The sequence below is a fragment of the Streptomyces bicolor genome, from assembly GCF_000719285.1.
Classification (GTDB): Bacteria; Actinomycetota; Actinomycetes; order Streptomycetales; family Streptomycetaceae; genus Streptomyces; species Streptomyces bicolor.
Genome location: NZ_JOFS01000028.1, coordinates 24,766 through 41,898, shown reverse-complemented (window position 1 = coordinate 41,898; position 17,133 = coordinate 24,766). Strand labels below are relative to the sequence as shown.

General features: G+C 70.8%; 12 protein-coding genes and 3 pseudogenes. 7 read left to right on the top strand and 8 right to left on the bottom strand.

The features are described 5' to 3' along the window. Positions 1 to 199: 199 nt before the first annotated feature. From IF78_RS0130525 to IF78_RS44015, 4 genes and pseudogenes are all read left to right on the top strand, one after another. Positions 200 to 394 (top strand): annotated as a pseudogene (locus tag IF78_RS0130525) (enolase C-terminal domain-like protein); the annotation flags it as partial. Between the two features lie 145 nt (positions 395 to 539). After that, positions 540 to 1,598, top strand: a complete 1,059-nt coding sequence (locus tag IF78_RS0130520; RefSeq protein ID WP_031481583.1) for an NAD-dependent epimerase/dehydratase family protein — start codon at positions 540 to 542, stop codon at positions 1,596 to 1,598. Between the two features lie 404 nt (positions 1,599 to 2,002). After that, the gene (locus IF78_RS49855; RefSeq protein WP_234439815.1) at positions 2,003 to 3,607 is read left to right on the top strand and encodes a C40 family peptidase; all 1,605 of its coding nucleotides are present in this window, start codon (positions 2,003 to 2,005) and stop codon (positions 3,605 to 3,607) included. Between the two features lie 91 nt (positions 3,608 to 3,698). Continuing rightward, positions 3,699 to 4,054 (top strand): annotated as a pseudogene (locus IF78_RS44015) (TIM barrel protein); the annotation flags it as partial. A 44-nt stretch (positions 4,055 to 4,098) separates the two neighbouring features. Here the strand turns inward: IF78_RS44015 and IF78_RS0130505 are convergent. The 7 genes and pseudogenes from IF78_RS0130505 to IF78_RS0130480 form a co-directional block, all read right to left on the bottom strand. After that, positions 4,099 to 5,325: a cytochrome P450 gene (locus tag IF78_RS0130505; protein WP_031481579.1), complete on the bottom strand. Its 1,227-nt coding sequence runs from the start codon at positions 5,323 to 5,325 to the stop codon at positions 4,099 to 4,101. Positions 5,326 to 5,378: 53 nt separating this feature from the next. Further along, positions 5,379 to 6,323, bottom strand: a complete 945-nt coding sequence (gene tgmB, locus IF78_RS0130500; protein WP_031481577.1) for an ATP-grasp ribosomal peptide maturase — start codon at positions 6,321 to 6,323, stop codon at positions 5,379 to 5,381. A 14-nt stretch (positions 6,324 to 6,337) separates the two neighbouring features. Further along, on the bottom strand, positions 6,338 to 6,529 hold the full coding sequence (tgmA, locus tag IF78_RS0130495; RefSeq protein WP_031481575.1) for a putative ATP-grasp-modified RiPP: 192 nt from the start codon (positions 6,527 to 6,529) through the stop codon (positions 6,338 to 6,340). Positions 6,530 to 6,820: 291 nt separating this feature from the next. After that, the gene (locus IF78_RS0130490) at positions 6,821 to 8,014 is read right to left on the bottom strand and encodes an esterase-like activity of phytase family protein (RefSeq protein WP_234439814.1); all 1,194 of its coding nucleotides are present in this window, start codon (positions 8,012 to 8,014) and stop codon (positions 6,821 to 6,823) included. Positions 8,015 to 8,067: 53 nt separating this feature from the next. Beyond that, positions 8,068 to 9,546 carry an MFS transporter gene (locus tag IF78_RS0130485; protein WP_031481571.1) on the bottom strand — a complete coding sequence of 493 codons (1,479 nt, stop codon included), beginning with the start codon at positions 9,544 to 9,546 and terminating at the stop codon, positions 8,068 to 8,070. A 531-nt stretch (positions 9,547 to 10,077) separates the two neighbouring features. Further along, positions 10,078 to 10,293, bottom strand: a pseudogene (locus IF78_RS49850) (cytochrome); the annotation flags it as partial. 1,013 nt (positions 10,294 to 11,306) lie between these two features. Further along, the gene (locus IF78_RS0130480) at positions 11,307 to 12,704 is read right to left on the bottom strand and encodes an FAD-binding oxidoreductase (protein ID WP_031481569.1); all 1,398 of its coding nucleotides are present in this window, start codon (positions 12,702 to 12,704) and stop codon (positions 11,307 to 11,309) included. A gap of 580 nt (positions 12,705 to 13,284) precedes the next feature. Between IF78_RS0130480 and IF78_RS0130475 the strand changes: the two genes are divergently transcribed. Genes IF78_RS0130475 through IF78_RS0130465 form a run of 3 tightly spaced genes read left to right on the top strand, consistent with a single transcriptional unit; the run spans position 13,285 to position 16,078 of the window. Next, a complete protein-coding gene (locus IF78_RS0130475; protein ID WP_051828294.1) occupies positions 13,285 to 14,304 on the top strand; it encodes a FecCD family ABC transporter permease in 1,020 nt (339 codons plus the stop codon). Positions 14,305 to 14,306: 2 nt separating this feature from the next. Then, complete coding sequence (locus IF78_RS0130470; protein ID WP_031481565.1) at positions 14,307 to 15,089, top strand: ABC transporter ATP-binding protein; 783 nt, start codon at positions 14,307 to 14,309, stop codon at positions 15,087 to 15,089. Beyond that, positions 15,074 to 16,078, top strand: coding sequence for an ABC transporter substrate-binding protein (locus tag IF78_RS0130465; protein WP_031481563.1), 1,005 nt, complete (start codon positions 15,074 to 15,076; stop codon positions 16,076 to 16,078). Before IF78_RS0130470 ends, IF78_RS0130465 begins: the two co-directional genes overlap by 16 nt. On the opposite strand, the gene IF78_RS0130460 is transcribed toward IF78_RS0130465, so the two are convergent. Further along, positions 16,048 to 17,022 (bottom strand): L-tyrosine/L-tryptophan isonitrile synthase family protein, encoded by a 975-nt coding sequence (locus IF78_RS0130460; RefSeq protein ID WP_031481561.1) that lies wholly within the window; start codon positions 17,020 to 17,022, stop codon positions 16,048 to 16,050. The genes IF78_RS0130465 and IF78_RS0130460 overlap by 31 nt on opposite strands. Between the last annotated feature and the right edge of the window lie 111 nt (positions 17,023 to 17,133).

Below are 17,133 nucleotides of genomic sequence, written 5' to 3'. Positions count from 1 at the left end.
CATCTCGCGGCATCCACACATCTCGCCTGCGCGCCCCGGCCAGGTGGTTCACAGTTCCCGCACAGGACGCATCACCACCGAACCCCGCGCGCCCTCTTGCCGCCACCGGAACCCCGTTCTTCACGCTGTTCGACTGGCCGCACACCCATGCGACCTCCCCGAGTCGTACACAACACAACGTGGCTGATTTTCCAGGGGTGACGCGATCCAGGTGCTCCTCACCGACGACCACTACTGGGGCGGACTGCGCCGTACCCGTGAACTGGCCGACGTCTGCGAGGCGTTCGACATCGCCCTGTCGATGCACTCCAACGCCCACCTGGGCATCGGCCTCGCGGCCATGACGCATCTCGCGGCAGCCATCCCCAACCTCGACCACTCCTGCGACACGCACTGACGATCGTCACGCACGCCTTGGTCGCCGCGAACGCGGCCGTGCCCCGTCCTCAAGGCGGTGCTCGGCGGGATCGAATCCTGGCCGCGTACAGCGAACGCCGCTACCGTGATCGACCGGCTTCCGCGCGGGAGAAGGAGTGAGGGTGGGCGCAGACGGGGCGACGGCCGTGTTGGTCACCGGTGGCAGCGGGTTCGTCGGCAGCCATCTGGTCAAGCGGCTTCTGGAGCGCGGCTACGACGTCCACACCACCGTGCGCGGCGCTGCCGGCGCGGCGAAGACACGGCCGCTGCGGGAGCTGCGGGACGCGCATCCGGGCCGACTGACCCTGTTCGAGGCGGACTTGCTGACGGAGGGTTCCTTCAACGAGGCGATGAGCGGGTGCCGCGTCGTGTTCCATGTGGCGTCGCCGTTCCGCATGCCGGAGAAGATCAAGGACGGCCGCCGGGACATGGTCGACCCGGCCCTGCTCGGCACCCGCAACGTGCTGGCGGCCATCGAGCGGACGCCCACGGTGGAGAAGCTCATCCTCACCTCCACCGTGGGCGCGATCTTCGGCGACTACGCCGACGTCCTGGCCATGGACGACGGCGTGCTGTCGGAGCGGTACTTCAACACCACCAGCACGGTGGAGAACAACCCGTACCACTACGCCAAGACGGTCGCGGAGCGCGCGGCATGGGATGCGGAGGCCGCCCAGGGCCGCTGGCGGATGGTGTCGGTCAACCCGGGCCTGATCCTGGGCCCTTCCCTCACCCCCGCCTCGGAGTCCGGCAGCCTGTTCCTGCTGGAGGAGCTGTTCAAGGGCTACTTCTTCTACGGCGCCCCGGACTTCAGCTTCACCACGGTGGACGTGCGCGAGGTGGCCGACGCGCACATCACGGCCGCGGAGAACCCGGACGCGAAGGGCCGTTACATCCTCGCCGCCCCGACCATGACGTCCTTCCACGACATGGCGCGCATCCTGCGGACCCGGTATCCCCGCGACCCGCGCCTCCCGCGCACCGCGCTCCCCCACTGGCCCGTACGCGTCCTGGGCCCGGCCTTCGGGCTGACCCAGGACTACATCCGCAAACACCTCGGCATCCGCTTCCGAGTGGACAACAGCCGGAGCGTGAGCGAACTCGGTATCACCTACCGCCCGATCGAGCAGACGGTCCTCGATCATTACGAGGCGTGGCGGAGCCAACGCGCCGCGAAGTGAGTCCGGCCGTCCATGCGCATCGAGCGTCGAAGGTCACAAAAACGTATCGGACATTTCACACGTCAATCTTCACGTGAGTCACACAAGTTGGCTAGGTTACGCCTAGGCCGCACGACGACCTCCGGCGAACCCCGTCGGGACGCGCGGCCTCCGCCCAATCCGGTGCGTCCTCACGGGCCACTGGAGCCGGGGACCCAACCGAACTTGGGGTGAATCGGCCCAACTGCCCTCCGGGCAGCGGGCCGTAGGGCACACCTTCCGAACCGACCGCCCGAACCCACCCCCAGGGCCTGGACGGCCTGGGTGTACCCCCACCGCTGACCCGGTAGGCGGAGCACGGAAGGAGTACGTCGCCCATGGCGCCGGAACGCACGGCGCGTCCGGGGGCTCTGAGCCTCCCCGGCATGCGCAATTCCGCACTCGCGTCGGCGGCCCTCACCTCTGTGGCCCTGCTCGCCCAGACGGCCAACGCCGCCCCCTCCGCAGGGGACGAGACCCCGAGTCGCGAGGAGGTCAGCCGACGGATCAGCTCCCTGTATGACCAGGCAGAGTCCGACACCGGCACCTTCAACGCCACCCGCGCTTCGGCGACGGGACCACGCAAGCGAGCCGACCGGCCGACGGACACCGGACGCAGGCCCGCCGCCACGGCCCGGGACTCCCGGAACGAGGAGAGCAGGCGCGGCGACCCCGCGCTCGACAGCGTCGCCCGGCAGTGGTTCGACGTCGCCCGCTCGAAGCTGGGTCCGACGGTCCCGGCCGTGCTGCCGCGCGACAGAATGCCGGACCGCCCCACCGGTGCACGGTCCGCGCGCCCGGCGGAGCGCGCGATGGACGGCCTCACCGATCGCGCGCGGGACGCCTCCGGCCGCGCCGCCCTGGAGCTGCCCGCCGTACCGGTCGCCGAGCTGCCCGCCGCACCGGTCGCCGAGCTGCCGGCCGCCGTGGCCCCCGGAACGGCCCCCGTGGCGGAGCTGACCGCCGGCCCGATCGCCGCCCTGCCGGCCGCCCCGGAGACGCCACCGGAGACCGGCTGGGCCACCCAGGGCACGCAGAGCACTCGGAGCACCGAGACCGCCCTCGCCCTGCCCGCCCCGACGGCCGAACCCGCCGCCGAGGTGACGGCCGCCCCACAGCAGCAGCGCTCGTCCCTGCGGACGACCAAGGAGCGGAACCAGCGCAAGCTCGACCGGGCGCGCGAGCTGATGTCCGCGCACACAGCGCGGCAGACGACGTCACTCCTGCCGATCGAGACCCCGCTGGGCCAGGCGTCGGCCGCCGACACCTGGAACACCGCACCGGCCCGGATCCAGCCCTCGGCCGACACGCGCTGGGAGGCACTCCAGGACCTCGGAGCGGCCGACCTGACCCCGGTCCCGGCGGGCTCAACGGCCTGGTCCGGCACGGCAGTTCAGCCCGTCGACACCACTGCGGCAACCGCCATCAACCAGCCCACCGTCACGAGCGGGGCCTTCGACACCGGCCAGTCCTTCACCGCGAGCCAGGCCTACGACACCAGTCAGGCCCTCACTCCGATCCCGCGCTACGACACCAGTCAGGCCCTCACCTCGATCCCGGGCTACGACACCAGCCAGGTCCTCACCCCGAGCCAGACCTTCGACACGAGCTCGGCCCTCACCGCCACAGCACCTCAGGACACCCGGGCCGTGCGGGCCCTGGACTTCGCTCGCGCCCAGATCGGCAAGCCCTGCGTCTGGGGCACTACAGGCCCGGACGCCTACGACGGCGGGGGCCTCACCCAGGCCGCCTGGAAGGCCGCCGGCATCACGCTCCCCCGCACCCCGCAGGAGCAGGCGACCGCCGGGCGCGGCATCGCCCTCACCTACGTGGAACCGGGCGACCTGGTCCTCTTCCACGTCGGCCACGTCGGCATCTACTCCGGAAACGGCATGATGATCCACGCCCCCGGCCCGGGAGCCGTCATACGCGAGGAGTCGATCCACTACGCCGGGGAGTCGGCGATCCACAGCGTGATACGACCCGCCTGATCCCTCGACCGACGTCGCGGCGACCGCAACCGGCGGTCGCCTCCGGACCGCCGCATAGCACCTGCCACTAGAGCGCGCCCATCGACGTCCGCTCCTCTACTGCGCCCCGCACTCCTTCCACCTGTCCGGGTCGGATCCGACGGCGGACATCGCGGCGATGATGCGCTACGCCGGTGACAAGCTCCAGCACGTGCACATCGCGGACTCCCTCAACCACAAGAGTTCGTCCGGCCTGCGCTCCATCCTCAACCCGCCCGGCACCGCGGCCCGTATCCACCAGCACCTGGACATCGGTCAGGGCGAGGTCGACCGGGACGCTTCTTCGGCACGCTGCGCGAGCTGAACTTCGACGGCGTCGCCACGGCCTGCGTCTTCACCTGGGAGGAACGGGCCAAGGAGTCCTCGGCGTTCATGCTGGACCGCATCCGCAAGGAGCTGGCCGCGTGAGCGGTACGCAGGTCGGCGGTACGTAGGGCAGCGGTACGTAGGTGTCAGGCTGCCTGCAGCGCGAGCGGCAGTGCGCTCAGGCCGCTGAGGAAGTTGGAGTAGACGGGCTTCGCGGGGCCCGTCTGCTCCATCTCCGCCACGAGAGCGCGCAGGCCGGCCAGTACGGCCCCGATCTCGGCCCGGGCCAGGTAGGCGCCGAGGCAGAAGTGCGGGCCGTAGGCGAAGGTGACGTGCTTGTTGGGGGTGCGGTCCAGGCGCAGCTCGCCGGGGGCGTCGAAGAGCCGCTCGTCATGGTTGGCGGAGGCGTTCCAGACGGTGACGATCTCGCCCTCCTTGATCGGATGGCCGCCGACCTCGGCGTCGGCCGTCGCGGTGCGTCCCGAGTGCAGGGCGGGGGTCGTCCAGCGCAGGATCTCCTCGACGGCGGTGTCGATGACGGCGTCGCCCCGCTTGAGGGCCTGCCACTGGCCGGGGTGTTCCAGCAGGGCGAGGGCGGCGCCGACCATGGACAGGCGGGCCGTCTCGTCGCCGCCGAGGATCAGGCTGTAGCAGTTGAGCATGATCTCGTCGTCGTCCAGCGGCAGCCCGTTCACCTTGCTGCCCGCGAGCAGTGCGATGACGTCGGCGTGGCCGCTGTCGCGCCGGTCGCGGGCGAGGCCGGCGAAGTAGAGCAGGATCTCGTTCCTGGCGATCCACGCGTCGGCCGCCGTACCGTCCGCCTCGTGCGAGCCCAGGGCGGAGGAGGTCAGACTGAGCACGTAGGCCCGGTCCCGGTCGGGCACGCCCAGCAGATCGCAGATGGCGCCCAGGGGTATCCCGGCCGCCACGTCGGCGGCGAAGTCACAGCTGCCCTTCTCGATCGCCTCGCGCAGCAGTCGTTCCACGGTGCGCCGCACACTGGCGACGACCGGCTCCAGAGCGCGCGGTGAGAACGCCGACATCAGGATCCGGCGCAGCTCGCGGTGCCGGTCCCCGTCGGTGATCGCGAGCATGCGGCCGGCAGCGGAGTCGCCGCCCGCGAGCAGGGTCTCCAGGACGTTGCCGCCCTCGGACGTGAAGACCGCGTTGTCGCGGTACACGGCGGTGACGTCGGCGTGCCGGGTGACCACCCAGAAGCCGGGTGCCGTGTCGGTCGCCGGGTTCCAGTGGACCGGCCGGGACTCCCTCAAGTGGCACCACACGGCGGACAGGTCGCTCTCCGCGTGCAGCCGCGGATCGGCCAGGTTCAGCGTGTCGAGCTCTTCCGGCGCGATCGTCCGCCGCGTGGTCATCCCCGTCTTCCTCCCGTGCGTCCGCTGCCTCCTCGCCGGGTCCGGCGAGGGACTCACCCGCCGCGGCGGTCCGCCCTGCGTTGTGCCAGCCACAGGGCGACCGTCTGGGCGATGGGCTGCCCGGTCTCCAGCTCGACGAAGCCGAACTGGCCGCCCTGGTTGCACTCCAGGAACCACCAGATGCCGTCCTCGTCCTCGGCGAAGTCGAAGGCCGCGTACGCCAGTCCGGCCAGAGTGACGTACTCGTGCACCGACTTGCCGATGCGGTCGGGAACGGGAACCGGCTGCCAGGTGTGCCCGGTGTCACCGTAGCGGCCGTCGACCTGGCCCGGTTCGGCGGTCTTGCGCGCGGCGAACAGCCGGGTGCCGACGCAGGTCAGCCGGATGTCGGCGCTCTTGTGGACGTACCGCTGGAGCAGCGCGGGCCCGGCCCCGACGGCCGAGAAGTCGGCGTCGGGGCCGATGAGGGTGGTGGGCAACGCCAGCGACGGGTCATCGGGCGGCGGTCCCGAGGCGGACTTCACCACGACGTCCCGGTGCTCCTCGGTGAACTCCCGCGCCAGCCTCGGTGCCGTGGTGAAGACCGTCGGCGGCACGGCGAAGCCGCTGAGGTGGGCGACCCGCAACTGCCAGGGCTTCAGGCGTGCCTGGTCGGCGTTGCGCGGGTGGTTCATCCACCGTGCGTTGGCCGAGTGCAGCATCCCGTAGAGCGCCTGCCGGGTCTCGGCGGTCAGCCACGGTGAGGGGTGTGCGGCGTGCGCGGCAGGTTCGCCGGGCCTGCGCACCCAGACGGAGCGCAGCCCGCTCATGCTGAGCACATGCCCGTTGACCGACAGGTGGCCGTCGAAGTCGCCGTGCGCGTAGTCGGCGGACAGCACGGCCTTGCCGGGCAGATCGGCGGGGTCCAGACGCAGCACGGGCGTGCCCATGCCGTGCAGTTCGGCCACCACCATGTCGGCGGTCACGTCCTCCTCGGACGTGAGGATCAGTACGGTCATTCGCGGCCGGATCGTCAGTCGTCGAAGTGGGTCGCGGATCCGGCGGTGGACGTCGTGGTGCCGACGGCGAGCAGGAGGTCCGGGTCACTGACGGCGGGCCGGCCGTCGGGTAGCACGTTCAGCTGGCGGGCCGGGTCGAAGTGATAGGGCGTCACTGCTACGGAAAGCCCCCTGGGCGAGGCGTAGTTGAGAGTGAACGGTCGCATGGTGAACCTCCGGTGCACAGTGCGTGTGAATTACCGTCACTTACGCGCTTCTTCCGTAAGGAATTCATCACTTTCCGCCACATCGGAGTGAAGGTCGTCACACCATTCACCCCATTCCCTGAACTGTCACAGCAATCCTCGATGTTGAACCGTTTCATTACTGTCTCGTCCAGGAGCCTGACCGCAGCTCGCGCGGCGGGCCGATCATGGACCTCCGTTCTCGCGTGAGCATGGCAAGTCCGCGTGGCTGGACCGATCGCCTGTGTCGACCGGTCCAGGCACGCGGCACCGTCAGCGGAACGCGCGCTTGTCCGCGTGCAGCGGGGCCGAGAGCCGGATGGTGATGAACTCGTTGTCGTCCGCCTTGCCCGCCGTACGGCCGGACGAGAAGGGGAAGTTGTTGTCGTTCAGGACCGCCAGCGTCCGGTCGTCGACGAGGTTCACGTCCTCGATGGTCTGGAACGGGAAGCGGAAAGTCTCCCCGAAGCCGCCGAGCCCCTTGGGGTTGGCGATGTCCAGCAGGTCGGCGACCAGGGTCTTGTCCATCAGTCCGTCGCCGTCGCGGTCCCGGGTGTCGGCGAGGTAGACGCGCTTGAACTTCGCCGTGTCGCCCTGTCCGCCGTCGCGCTCGATGACCAGGAACCGGTGCCGGTCGACGGCGATGGCGTCGCCGATGGCGTTCGAGGTCGACTCCAGTCGGTAGACGAAGCGCTTCCCGGTGTAGGCGCGCTCGAACAGGTCGAACTCGCTGAACCGCAGGTCGCCGGGCGTGTCTCCGGTCACCGTGCCCTCGAGGAGCGGGTAGAGGTGACGGCCGTCCACGGAGCGGACCAGGCCCTCGAAGCCCTTGCTGCTGCCGATGTTCGGCTGCGCACCGTTCAGGTACGGGTTCTCCGGCGCCCTCACCCCGTCGAGCGCGATGGGCGCCTCCAGGAGGCGGCCCTTGGCGGAGAAGTGCAGCAGCCAGGGGCCGAACTCGTCACCGATCCAGTACGTCCCGTCCGGCATCCGCTGGATCGACTCGACGTCGAAGTCGGCGCCGGTGAGCACCCGGTCGGCCCGCGTGAGCGGGAACGGCACGTGGTGGTCGGGGTCGCTCAGGTTGAATCCGCCGAGCACCGCGACCTTCCCGGTCCGCGTGTCGGGCTTGATGTGGTGGACGCGGAGCACGAAGTCGGCGCTGTTGGCCTTGGTGCCGTACCCGTTGTCCGACAGCACGTCGAAGGTGCCGTCGCGCCGGTTCACGACGCCGCTGAAACCCTGCACGGGCTGGTGGGCGAAGGGCGCCGCTATCCCGTTGAAGGGGCCCGCGCCGATGGCGGAGCCGGACGGCTCGCTGCCCGGCACGAACGTCTCGGCGGGCAGCGACGCGAAGCCGGTCAGCGTGGCGCGGCCGAAGTCCTCTCCGCAACGGTCGGCCACCGCGGGGGACGCGAGGGAGACGGTCAGCACCGCGGCGCTGACCATGATCGTCATTCTTCTCATGGCGCGCACAGTAAGAGCGCAGGGTGACGGGTGTGCCAACGACAGGCATCCAGTCAGGGCGTCGGCATTCCTCCGCCCTGGAGCCGTTCCAGGTCGGAGGGGCGGACCTGGATGACGAGGAGGGCGATCACCGCGGCGATCGCGGTGAAGATCGCGGCCATGATGAAGGCGGCGGAGACTCCCGCCGTGAGGACCTCGTCGGCGTAGTGCGCCGGCAGTTGGCCCGTGCGTTCGAAGCGCAGCCGCTCCACGGGGGTCGCCTGGGCCAGGAAGGCGGGGATCTGTTTGTCGGCCTCGTTGTTGCTGGCCGTTCCGAACATCGTGACCAGGATGGACAGTCCGAGGGAGCCGCCGACCTGCTGGGTGGCGTTGAGGAGTCCGGAGGCGGCACCCGTCTCGTGGATCCGCACATTGGACAGTGCCATCAGCGTCAGGGACACGAACTCCATGCCCATGCCGAGGCTGAAGACGAGGATGGGGCCGAGAATGCTGCCCGCGTAGGTGGAGTGGACATCGGTCAGGGTCAGCCACGCAAGGCCCGCGGCGGCCAGGATCGCGCCCGTCACCATGAAGGGCTTCGGCCCGTATCTCGGCAGGAGTTGGGAGGCGAGACCGGCACCCACCGCGATGACGGCGCTCACCGGGAGGAAGGCCAGCCCGGCCTGGATCGGGCTGAAGTCCAGCACGTTCTGCACGAAGAGGGTGAGGAAGAAGAACATGCCGAAGATCGCGGCGGCCAGGCTCAGCATCATGCCGTAGGTGCCCGCGCGGTTGCGGTCCGCGAACATGTGCAGGGGCGTGATCGGCTGCCGGGAGCGCCGCTCGATCAGGATGAACAGCAGCAGGAACACCACGGCCCCGCCGAACGCGGCCAGTGTGAGCCCCTCCCGCCAGCCGTCCTGCGCGGCCCGGATGAACCCGTACACCAGCAGCACCATGCCGATGGTGGAGGTCAGCGCGCCCGCTATGTCGAAGTGCCCGGGATGGCGCTCGGACTCCGGGATCCAGCGCGGCGTGGCGAGCGCGATGAGCAGCCCGATGGGCACGTTGACGAACAGCACCCAGCGCCAGTTGAGCCACTCGACGAGGATGCCGCCCGCCAGCAGTCCGATCGCGCCGCCGCCCGCCGATACCGCGGCGAAGACGCCGAACGCCCGGTTGCGTTCGGGCCCTTCACGGAAGGTCGTACTGATGAGAGCGAGGGAGGTCGGGGACGCGATGGCACCGCCGACACCCTGGAGGGCGCGTGCGGCGAGGAGTTGCCACGAGTTCTGGGCCATGCCGCCGAGCAGCGAGGCGAGGACGAAGAGCAGTACACCGAAGATGAAGACGCGCCGTCTGCCGAGGATGTCGCCCATTCTGCCGCCGAGCAGCAGCAGGCCGCCGAAGGTGAGCGTGTAGGCGTTGATCACCCAGGACAGGCTCGTCGTGGAGAAGTCGAGCGAACGCTGGATGTCCGGGAGGGCGATGTTCACGATGGTGATGTCGAGCACCACCATCAGCTGACAGGACGCGATGACCAGTAGCGCCATACCGCTGCCACGGCCGTCGCCCCGCTCCGTCTCCTGCGGGGTGGTCCGTGCTTCGGGGGCCGGCTCCGGATTGCTCATGGCGTCGCGCCAGCGGCGGGTGGTCGGTTCTGGTTCCCGCCACCATTCGACCGTACGCCGCCGCCGCACTGCCCTCCAGTCGATCACCGGGCCGGTTGCGGCGCCCCTGGTCAGCGACCGGTGCGGATCAGGCCGGTGAGATAGCGCCACAGGGACGAGCGCTGCCGGGTGCCCTGATCCGGCAGCACCGGCTCGATCGCCTCCGGTGCAGACTGCGCCGCCGTGTCCGGCTCCATCAGCTGTGCCGACGTCCGCCGCAGGGGGTGACCGCTCGGACACCGGGGGTTTTCCCGTCACCGGGGCGAGTTCGTACCTTACGGGCAGTGAGCGCAGGCCGCGCATGAACGGTGAGGAGCGCCAGAGCAGTTGGTCGGCGGGGAGGGCGAGGTCGAGATGGGAGAACCGCTCGAACAGCCGGCCCACGCCGACCGCCGCGACCGTGGAGGCGAGCTCACGCGCCGGGCACTGGCGGCGGCCCGCGCCCCAGGACAGGTGGGCCCGGGTGCTGATCGTGCTGTTCGGCGCCACGTGGTCGGCGAAGAGCGGGTCGGCGTGCGCGGCGGCGGAGGAGACCCACACCGGGTCGCCCGCGCGGATCGTGTAGTTGCCGAGCGGGGTGTCCTCGGCGGCGAAGCGCGGCACGAAGTTCACCAGCGGCGGCTTGCGCATGACGACGCGGTTCATGGTCTCCCGGATCATCCCGGCGGACAGGCTGGCGCGGACGCCGACGTCCCCGGAGATGACCTCGACCACGGTGTTGGACATGAGGATGCCGACGTGGTCGGAGGTCATGCCGAGCAGCATGAACAGCTCACGGGCCAGCTCGTCTAGGGAGAGTCCGGGATGCGCGGCCAGCAGAGACGAGGGGAAGTCGTCCCCCGGCTCCGTCAGCTTCACGGCGGCCAGTTCGGCGAGCGTCGCCAGCAGCCGCTCCAGGGCGGGCTCCGCGTCCGGTCCGGCGTCCAGTACCCGCCACATGTCCATCAGCGCGTCGTCGCCCTGCGAGCCGGGGAAGCCGAGCAGATGACTGGCCACCATCAGCGGAAGCGGGCGGGAGAACTGTGCGGACAGGTCCGCCACGCCCGTGCCGCCGCCCTGCCCGAGGAGGGTGATCAGTTCGTCGGCGTAGGCGGTGACGGCGGCCTTCAGCCGTTTCGCCTGGGGATGCGATGGGTCCTGGAACGGCTTGAGCGCCGCGTCCCACGCCGTCCGGAGCGGTTGGTGTGCGGGACCGCCCTGGATCAGTACGTGGTTGACCTCCAGGGACGGCCCGAGCGGCCAGTCGGCGGGCACTTCACCTGCCGAGCGGGCCCGCCAGTTCTCCAGCCCCTTCGGCCAGCCGTCGTCGTCCTGGAGTACCTGCAGCGCCTCGCGGTAGCCGAGCACCAGCCAGGCCGGCACGCCCAGCAGGTCGACCGGGGCGACGGGTCCGTGCTGCTGCCTCAGCCGCTCGTACACGAGCGAGGGACGCGTCTCGTAGTCGCGGGTCAGCAACGGCTGGGGAGCCAACTCCTCCAGCCTGGCGCCGTCGACGCCCACGGATCCGCTCCCACCGACCTCGGACTCCATCTGCCCGCTGATCCTCCGACACTCCCCGCACCGGTGCACTACCCGTCAGTAGCCGACCACGTCCGCGACCCTACCCCAGGGGCCTTGGCGGTGAACGACGGGGGCGGCCGAGGTCAGCCTGCCGTAGGCGGGATGTTCTGGTTGGCGTGGAAGAAGTTGTCCGGGTCGTAGGTGTGCTTCGTCGCGGCCAGCCGATCGTAGTGGCCGCGGTAGGTGGCGCGCACGCGGTCCGGGCTCTCCCCTTCGCCCATGAAGTTGATGTAGGGGCCGCCCATGGAGTGCGGATGCAGGTCGCTCCAGTAGTCGACGGCCCACTGCCGGATCAGCCCGGCGTTGGCGGGGTCCGGGTCGACGCCCGCGATCACTCCGGACCACACGGCGTCCCGGTAGGCCCAGGCCGTGTCGTCGGCGCCGACCTGGTGGGCCTGCGCGTCCACGGCATACAGGTGCATCAGGGACAGCTCGGTGGGGAGGTTGTCACCGTACTTGTGGTGCACCTCGATCGCCGCGTCCGAGATCGTGTCGAAGAAGTCGCCGCGCCAGTACCACTGGAAGCCCTTCGGGATCAGCTCGTCGAACATGCCCTGCAGGCCTGGGTAGGGCATGGGCGTGGTGAAGTGGAAGGCGGACGGCGCCGGTTCGTTCACCGGGGTCAGCGCCTGTTCCAGACGGCCGTCCTCCAGGTCACCGGTGTAGCACCAGACGACGCCGCACATCTTCTGCCCGTGGATCGGCTCGGGGAAGGGCGGTCCGGACGGGATGGTGAACAGGGTGAAGAAGCCGTTGAGGTCCGGCGGCGCGGCGGGCAGGAACTCCCGGTACCAGCGCAGCACTTCCGGAGTGCGGTCGACCGGCCACACGGTCACCGCTACGCCGACCGTGCCCACCGGGTGCAGCCGGAAGGTGAACGAGGTGACGACGCCGAAGTTCCCGCCGCCGCCCCGCAGCGCCCAGAACAGCTCGGGGTGCTCCTCCTCGGACGCGGTGACGAAGGTGCCGTCGGCGAGGACGACGTCGGCGGACAGCAGGCTGTCGACGGTCAGGCCGTACTTGCGGGTGAGATGACCGTGGCCGCCGCCGAGGGTCAGGCCGCCCACGCCGGTCATCGAGATGATGCCGGTCGGCACACCCAGGCCGAACGTGTGGGCCGCGTGGTCCAGGTCGCCCAACTGCGCGCCGCCGGCCACCTGTGCGGTCATCGCGCCCGGGTCCACGCCCACCCCGCGCATCGTCGACAGGTCGAGGACGAGCGCGTCGTCGACCAGACACAGACCCGGTCCGCTGTGGCCGCCACCGCGCACGGCTAGCTCCGCTCCGGTGTCCCTGGCGAAGGAGATCACGGTCCGCACGTCCGCCACGTCCACGCAACTCGCGAAGGCGGCCGGCCGCCGGTCGATCATGGCGTTGTAGATGCTGCGGGCCTCGTCGTAGCCCGGGTCCCGAGGAGTGATGACAGGCCCCCGCAGTCCCTCCCGCAAGCCGTCCAGTGCCGTTGCGTTGATGCCTCCCATGGCCGGACCCCTCTGTGTGAAGACGGTGAACCGCGCACGGATGACGGCGCCGGCGTCCGGGCTGGCCGCGGGGGCGCGGTCCGCGGATCCGTTCGCACCTCGTGTCGATGTCGGCAGGGCGCAGCGGCCCGCCGTGTCCCAGTCTTCACCCGTCCCTGGACGGCCGCACCTCGGCCCTGGAAGCTGAAGGTCATGAACGCCCCTAGGCCGCGATCGGCCGCCTCGCCGAAGAACTCGACCAGGTCCTGGTAGGGCACTGACAACGGTCCGGTCTCCCTCTGTTACGCTCCCCGGGCCTCCCGCGGGGGAAGTCCGGTGAGAGTCCGGCGCTGACCCGCAACGGTGTGCGTGGGGACCTGGTCGTCCGTCGCGCGAGCCCGATTGCCCGTGGTTGGCGCGACCCGTTGACTGCTCGCCGTGGACTGCGAGAGGGGACCGCGCGGCCTGCACGGTCGTACGGGCTGTCTCCTGCTCTCTGTTCACAGGCGGCCCGAGGCGAAGGACCGTCCCGCCCGTGCACCGAAGTCCGACCCGGACACCGACGTCGACCCCGAGACCGGGTCCGTCACACGTCTCCGTTGTGCCTCTCGCCCTGGGACTGGGGCTGGTTCTGCTCGTCTCGCTCGTGTGCGGGGTCGGGCTCGGCGCCGCCGGCATCGGGTGGGGCGATGTCTTCCGGCTGCTGTGGGCAGGGGTGACCGGCGGGGCCATCGACGTCCGGGACGTCGCCGCGTACACCATCGTCTGGGAGATCCGGCTGCCGCGCGTCGTGCTCGGCGCGGTCGTCGGAGCCGGGCTCGCGGCCGTCGGGGTCGCTGTGCAGGCGATGGTGCGCAACGCGCTCGCCGATCCGTTCGTGCTGGGCATCTCCTCGGGCGCCGCGGTGGGCGCCAACGCCGTGATCCTGCTGGGGGCGTTCGCGGGGCTGGGGGTCTGGGCCCTGTCCCTGTCCGCCTTCGGCTCGGCGCTCGTGGCGATGACGCTGGTGTACGCCGTGGCCCGCTCGCCGCACGGTCTCACCCCGCTGCGGCTGATCCTCACCGGGACGGCACTGGCGTACGGCTTCGAGGCCGTCACCACCGTCATGGTGTTCGGCGCCGCCCGGGGTGAGGCCGCCCGGTCCGCGATGATGTGGCTGCTGGGCAGCCTGGGCGGTGCGACCTGGGCCCAGGTGCCGCTCGCCGCGGTGACCGTGGCGGCGGGGTGGGCGTGGCTGCGGTGGCGGGCGGAGGCGCTGAACGCCCTTGCCCTGGGCGACGAGACGTCCGCCGCGCTCGGCGTCCGACCGGCGCGGCTGCGGCGGGAGTTGTTCCTCGTCACCGCCGCGATGACCGGGACCGTGGTCGCGGTCAGCGGGGCCATCGGGTTCGTCGGGCTGATGGTGCCGCATGTCGTGCGGATGCTGGTCGGCGCCGATCATCGGCGGGTGCTGGCCGTGGCGCCGCTCGCCGGGGCGGTGCTGCTGGTGTGGGCCGACCTGCTGTCGCGGCTCCTCCTGGCCCCCGCGGAGCTGCCGGTCGGGGTGATCACGGCCGTCGTCGGGGTGCCGGCGTTCCTGCTGCTGATGCGGCGCGGCGGCTACGCCTTCGGAGGGCGGTGACCATGCGGCTGGACATTGAGGGCGTCACGGTCGACGCCGCCGGGACACGGCTCGTCGACGACATCCGGCTCGGCGTGGACAGTGGGACGTTCGTCGGGCTCGTCGGCCCGAACGGCAGCGGCAAGTCGACGCTGCTGCGCTGTGTGTACCGGGCGCTGCGTCCGTCCGGTGGCGTGGTGCGGCTGGACGGGGACGACGTGCACACCATGGCTTCCCGGGCGGCCGCCCGGGTGCTGGCCGCGCTGCCGCAGGAGTCGTCGGCCGAGTTCGACTTCACGGTCGCCGAGGTCGTGGCCATGGGGCGGCTGCCCCACCAAGGCCGTACGGCCGCCTCCGACCGGGAGATCTGCGCCGCGGCCATGGACCGCACCGGCGTCTCCCACCTCGCCGGCCGCGGGTTCCTCGCCCTGTCCGGCGGCGAGAAGCAGCGCGTGCTGATCGCCCGCGCGCTCGCCCAGCAACCGCGGGTGCTCGTCCTGGACGAGCCCACCAACCACCTCGACATCGCCCACCAGTTGGATGTGCTGTCCCTGGTGCGCACCAGCGGCGTGACCGTGCTGGCCGCCCTGCACGACCTCAACCTGGCCGCCGCGCACTGCGACGTCCTTTACGTCATCGCCCAGGGCCGGGTCGTGGCCTCGGGCGCACCGCACGACGTGCTTCAACCCGACCTGCTCGCCGAGGTGTTCGGGGTCCGTGCCCATCCGGTACGGCACCCGCAGACCGGCGCGGTCCAGCTCCTGTTCGACCTCCTGCCCCAAGGACCCACATGCGCAAGCTCCTAGCCACCGCCCTCTGCCTCGCCGCGACGGTCACCGCGACCGGCTGCGGCGCCACGGTCGAGAAGCCGGCGGACACCAAGTCCTCGGCAGTCACCCTCACCAACTGCGGCCGCGAGGTGACGTACGACAAGGTCCCCGAGCGTGTGGTCACCAACGACGTCGGCATCACCGAGCTGATGTTCGCCCTCGGCCTCGAGGACCGCATGGCCGGGTTCGCCATGCCTGACGACAAGGGCGATCTGACCAACGTGCCGTGGAAGGACGGCTACGACCAGGTCACGTGGCTGTCCAAGGACCAGCTCACCAAGGAGAACGTCCTCGACGCCCGCGCCGACCTCGTCTTCGCCGGCTGGAACTACGGCTTCCGCGAGGACGGCGGCTTCACCCCCGACGCCCTGAAGAAGCTGGGCGTCCCCTCGTACACCCTCACCGAGTCCTGCCGCAACGGCCGTACGGAGACCTCGCGCGGCATCATGCCGCCCCTGGACGCCCTGTACGCCGACCTCACCAACCTCGGGAAGCTGTTCCGCGTGGAGCAGCGGGCCGCCACGCTGATCGCCGACTTCAAGAAGCAGGTCGCCGAGGTCCGGGCGAAGGCCCCCACGGGCTCCGACCGGCCCACGGTGTTCCTGTACGACAGCGGCCAGGACCAGCCGTTCACCTCCGGCCGTTACGCCGCCCCCGAGCAGATCATCAGCGAGGCCGGCGGGATCAACGTCATGCACGACGTAGAGGACTCCTGGACCACCGTGGGCTGGGAGAGCGTCGTACAGCGCGACCCCGACGTCATCGTGATCTGCGACTACGGCGATGTGAGCGCCGAGCGGAAGAAGAAGTTCCTGCTCTCCTACGCGCCGCTGCGGAAGGTGTCCGCCGTCGAGCACCAGCGGATCTTCGTCCTCGACTACGTCGACCTGGTCGAGAGCCCGCGCAACCCGTCGGCCGTCGCCCGGCTGGGCACCTACCTGCGGACGGTGGCCGGGAAGCGCTGACCGCCGGTGTCGCGTGCCCGCTCGAAGTGGCTCGGCCTGCCGTCGCGGTGGACCAGGCGGCCGAGGTGTTGGGCTCTGGCGCGGGGCACGAGGCTCCAGGTGCCGTCCGGCTCGTGCAGGGCGGCGGAGTGCCAGGGGGTGGTCCAGGCGTCGGGGGCGTCGAGGAGCCGGATGCCGAACTTGGCGGCGCCGGCCGGCTGGGGGTGGATCGACAGGCGTACGGCGTGCGGGTGGTGTTCGGCGATCAGGGCGCCCCAGGCGCGACTGCGCTGGATGACGCCGTACGCCCGTCCGCGGCACTCGCGTTGGAGGGCGGAGCGGGTGCCGCGGAAGCCGGCGGTGTCCTCGACGAGGAAGCGGGTGATGCCCCGGTACAGCGCGAGGGTGGGGGCGTGGGTGCGGACCTCGGCGCGCAGGCCGTCCAGGGTGGGGGCGTAGCGGTCGTGGACATGGGCGCGTTTGGTGTCGTGGGGGAGGTCGCCGAGGACGTCGCGCAGGTCGAAGACCGAGAGGTGGGGCAGCTCCGACTGCCTTATGAGCACGCGCAGTTCGTCCGAGTAGGCATCTATGTGGTGGTCGGGCACGCGGATCAGGTCACCGAAGACATGGCCGTCGGAACAGATGACGACGCGCGCGCCGGGCGGGTGGATGCGCTCGATCTCCGTGCACAGCCTGTCCAGGAAGGTGAGGGAGAGGCGCTCGCCCATGTCGGGGAGGTGGCCCAGGGTCTTGGCCGGGTTGGGCGACTTGCAGGGGAAGCCGGGCAGGGTGAAGAGGACGGGGGCGCCCTCGCGGACGAAGTCGGTGATCCGGCGTAGCTGATGGGGGAACGCCTCGGCCGTGGCGCGGGGCTTGTCGGTGGTGCGGTGGTGTGGCAGGAGGAGGTTCAGGATCCGCACAGCGGTGGTCTTGGGGCGGGTGTCCGGTGCGGTCGTCAGCGGCATGTCGTTTCTCCGGGGCGTGCGGGCACGGCGGCATGGCGCCTCGGCGCGCCGGGCGCGGTCGGTCAGGTGGTGGGATCAGCCGGGATCCGGGACGGGGATCAGCCGGCACCC

Bases quoted from the DNA above. Each gene is read 5' to 3' on its own strand.
- IF78_RS49855 (WP_234439815.1), top strand. From the start codon at position 2,003: ATGCGCAATTCCGCACTCGCGTCGGCGGCCCTCACCTCTGTGGCCCTG.
- IF78_RS0130505 (WP_031481579.1), bottom strand. From the start codon at position 5,325: ATGACCACGCGGCGGACGATCGCGCCGGAAGAGCTCGACACGCTGAAC.
- tgmB (WP_031481577.1), bottom strand. From the start codon at position 6,323: ATGACCGTACTGATCCTCACGTCCGAGGAGGACGTGACCGCCGACATG.
- tgmA (WP_031481575.1), bottom strand. From the start codon at position 6,529: ATGCGACCGTTCACTCTCAACTACGCCTCGCCCAGGGGGCTTTCCGTA.
- IF78_RS0130490 (WP_234439814.1), bottom strand. From the start codon at position 8,014: ATGAGAAGAATGACGATCATGGTCAGCGCCGCGGTGCTGACCGTCTCC.
- IF78_RS0130485 (WP_031481571.1), bottom strand. From the start codon at position 9,546: ATGGCGCTACTGGTCATCGCGTCCTGTCAGCTGATGGTGGTGCTCGAC.
- IF78_RS0130480 (WP_031481569.1), bottom strand. From the start codon at position 12,704: ATGGGAGGCATCAACGCAACGGCACTGGACGGCTTGCGGGAGGGACTG.
- IF78_RS0130470 (WP_031481565.1), top strand. From the start codon at position 14,307: ATGCGGCTGGACATTGAGGGCGTCACGGTCGACGCCGCCGGGACACGG.
- IF78_RS0130465 (WP_031481563.1), top strand. From the start codon at position 15,074: ATGCGCAAGCTCCTAGCCACCGCCCTCTGCCTCGCCGCGACGGTCACC.
- IF78_RS0130460 (WP_031481561.1), bottom strand. From the start codon at position 17,022: ATGCCGCTGACGACCGCACCGGACACCCGCCCCAAGACCACCGCTGTG.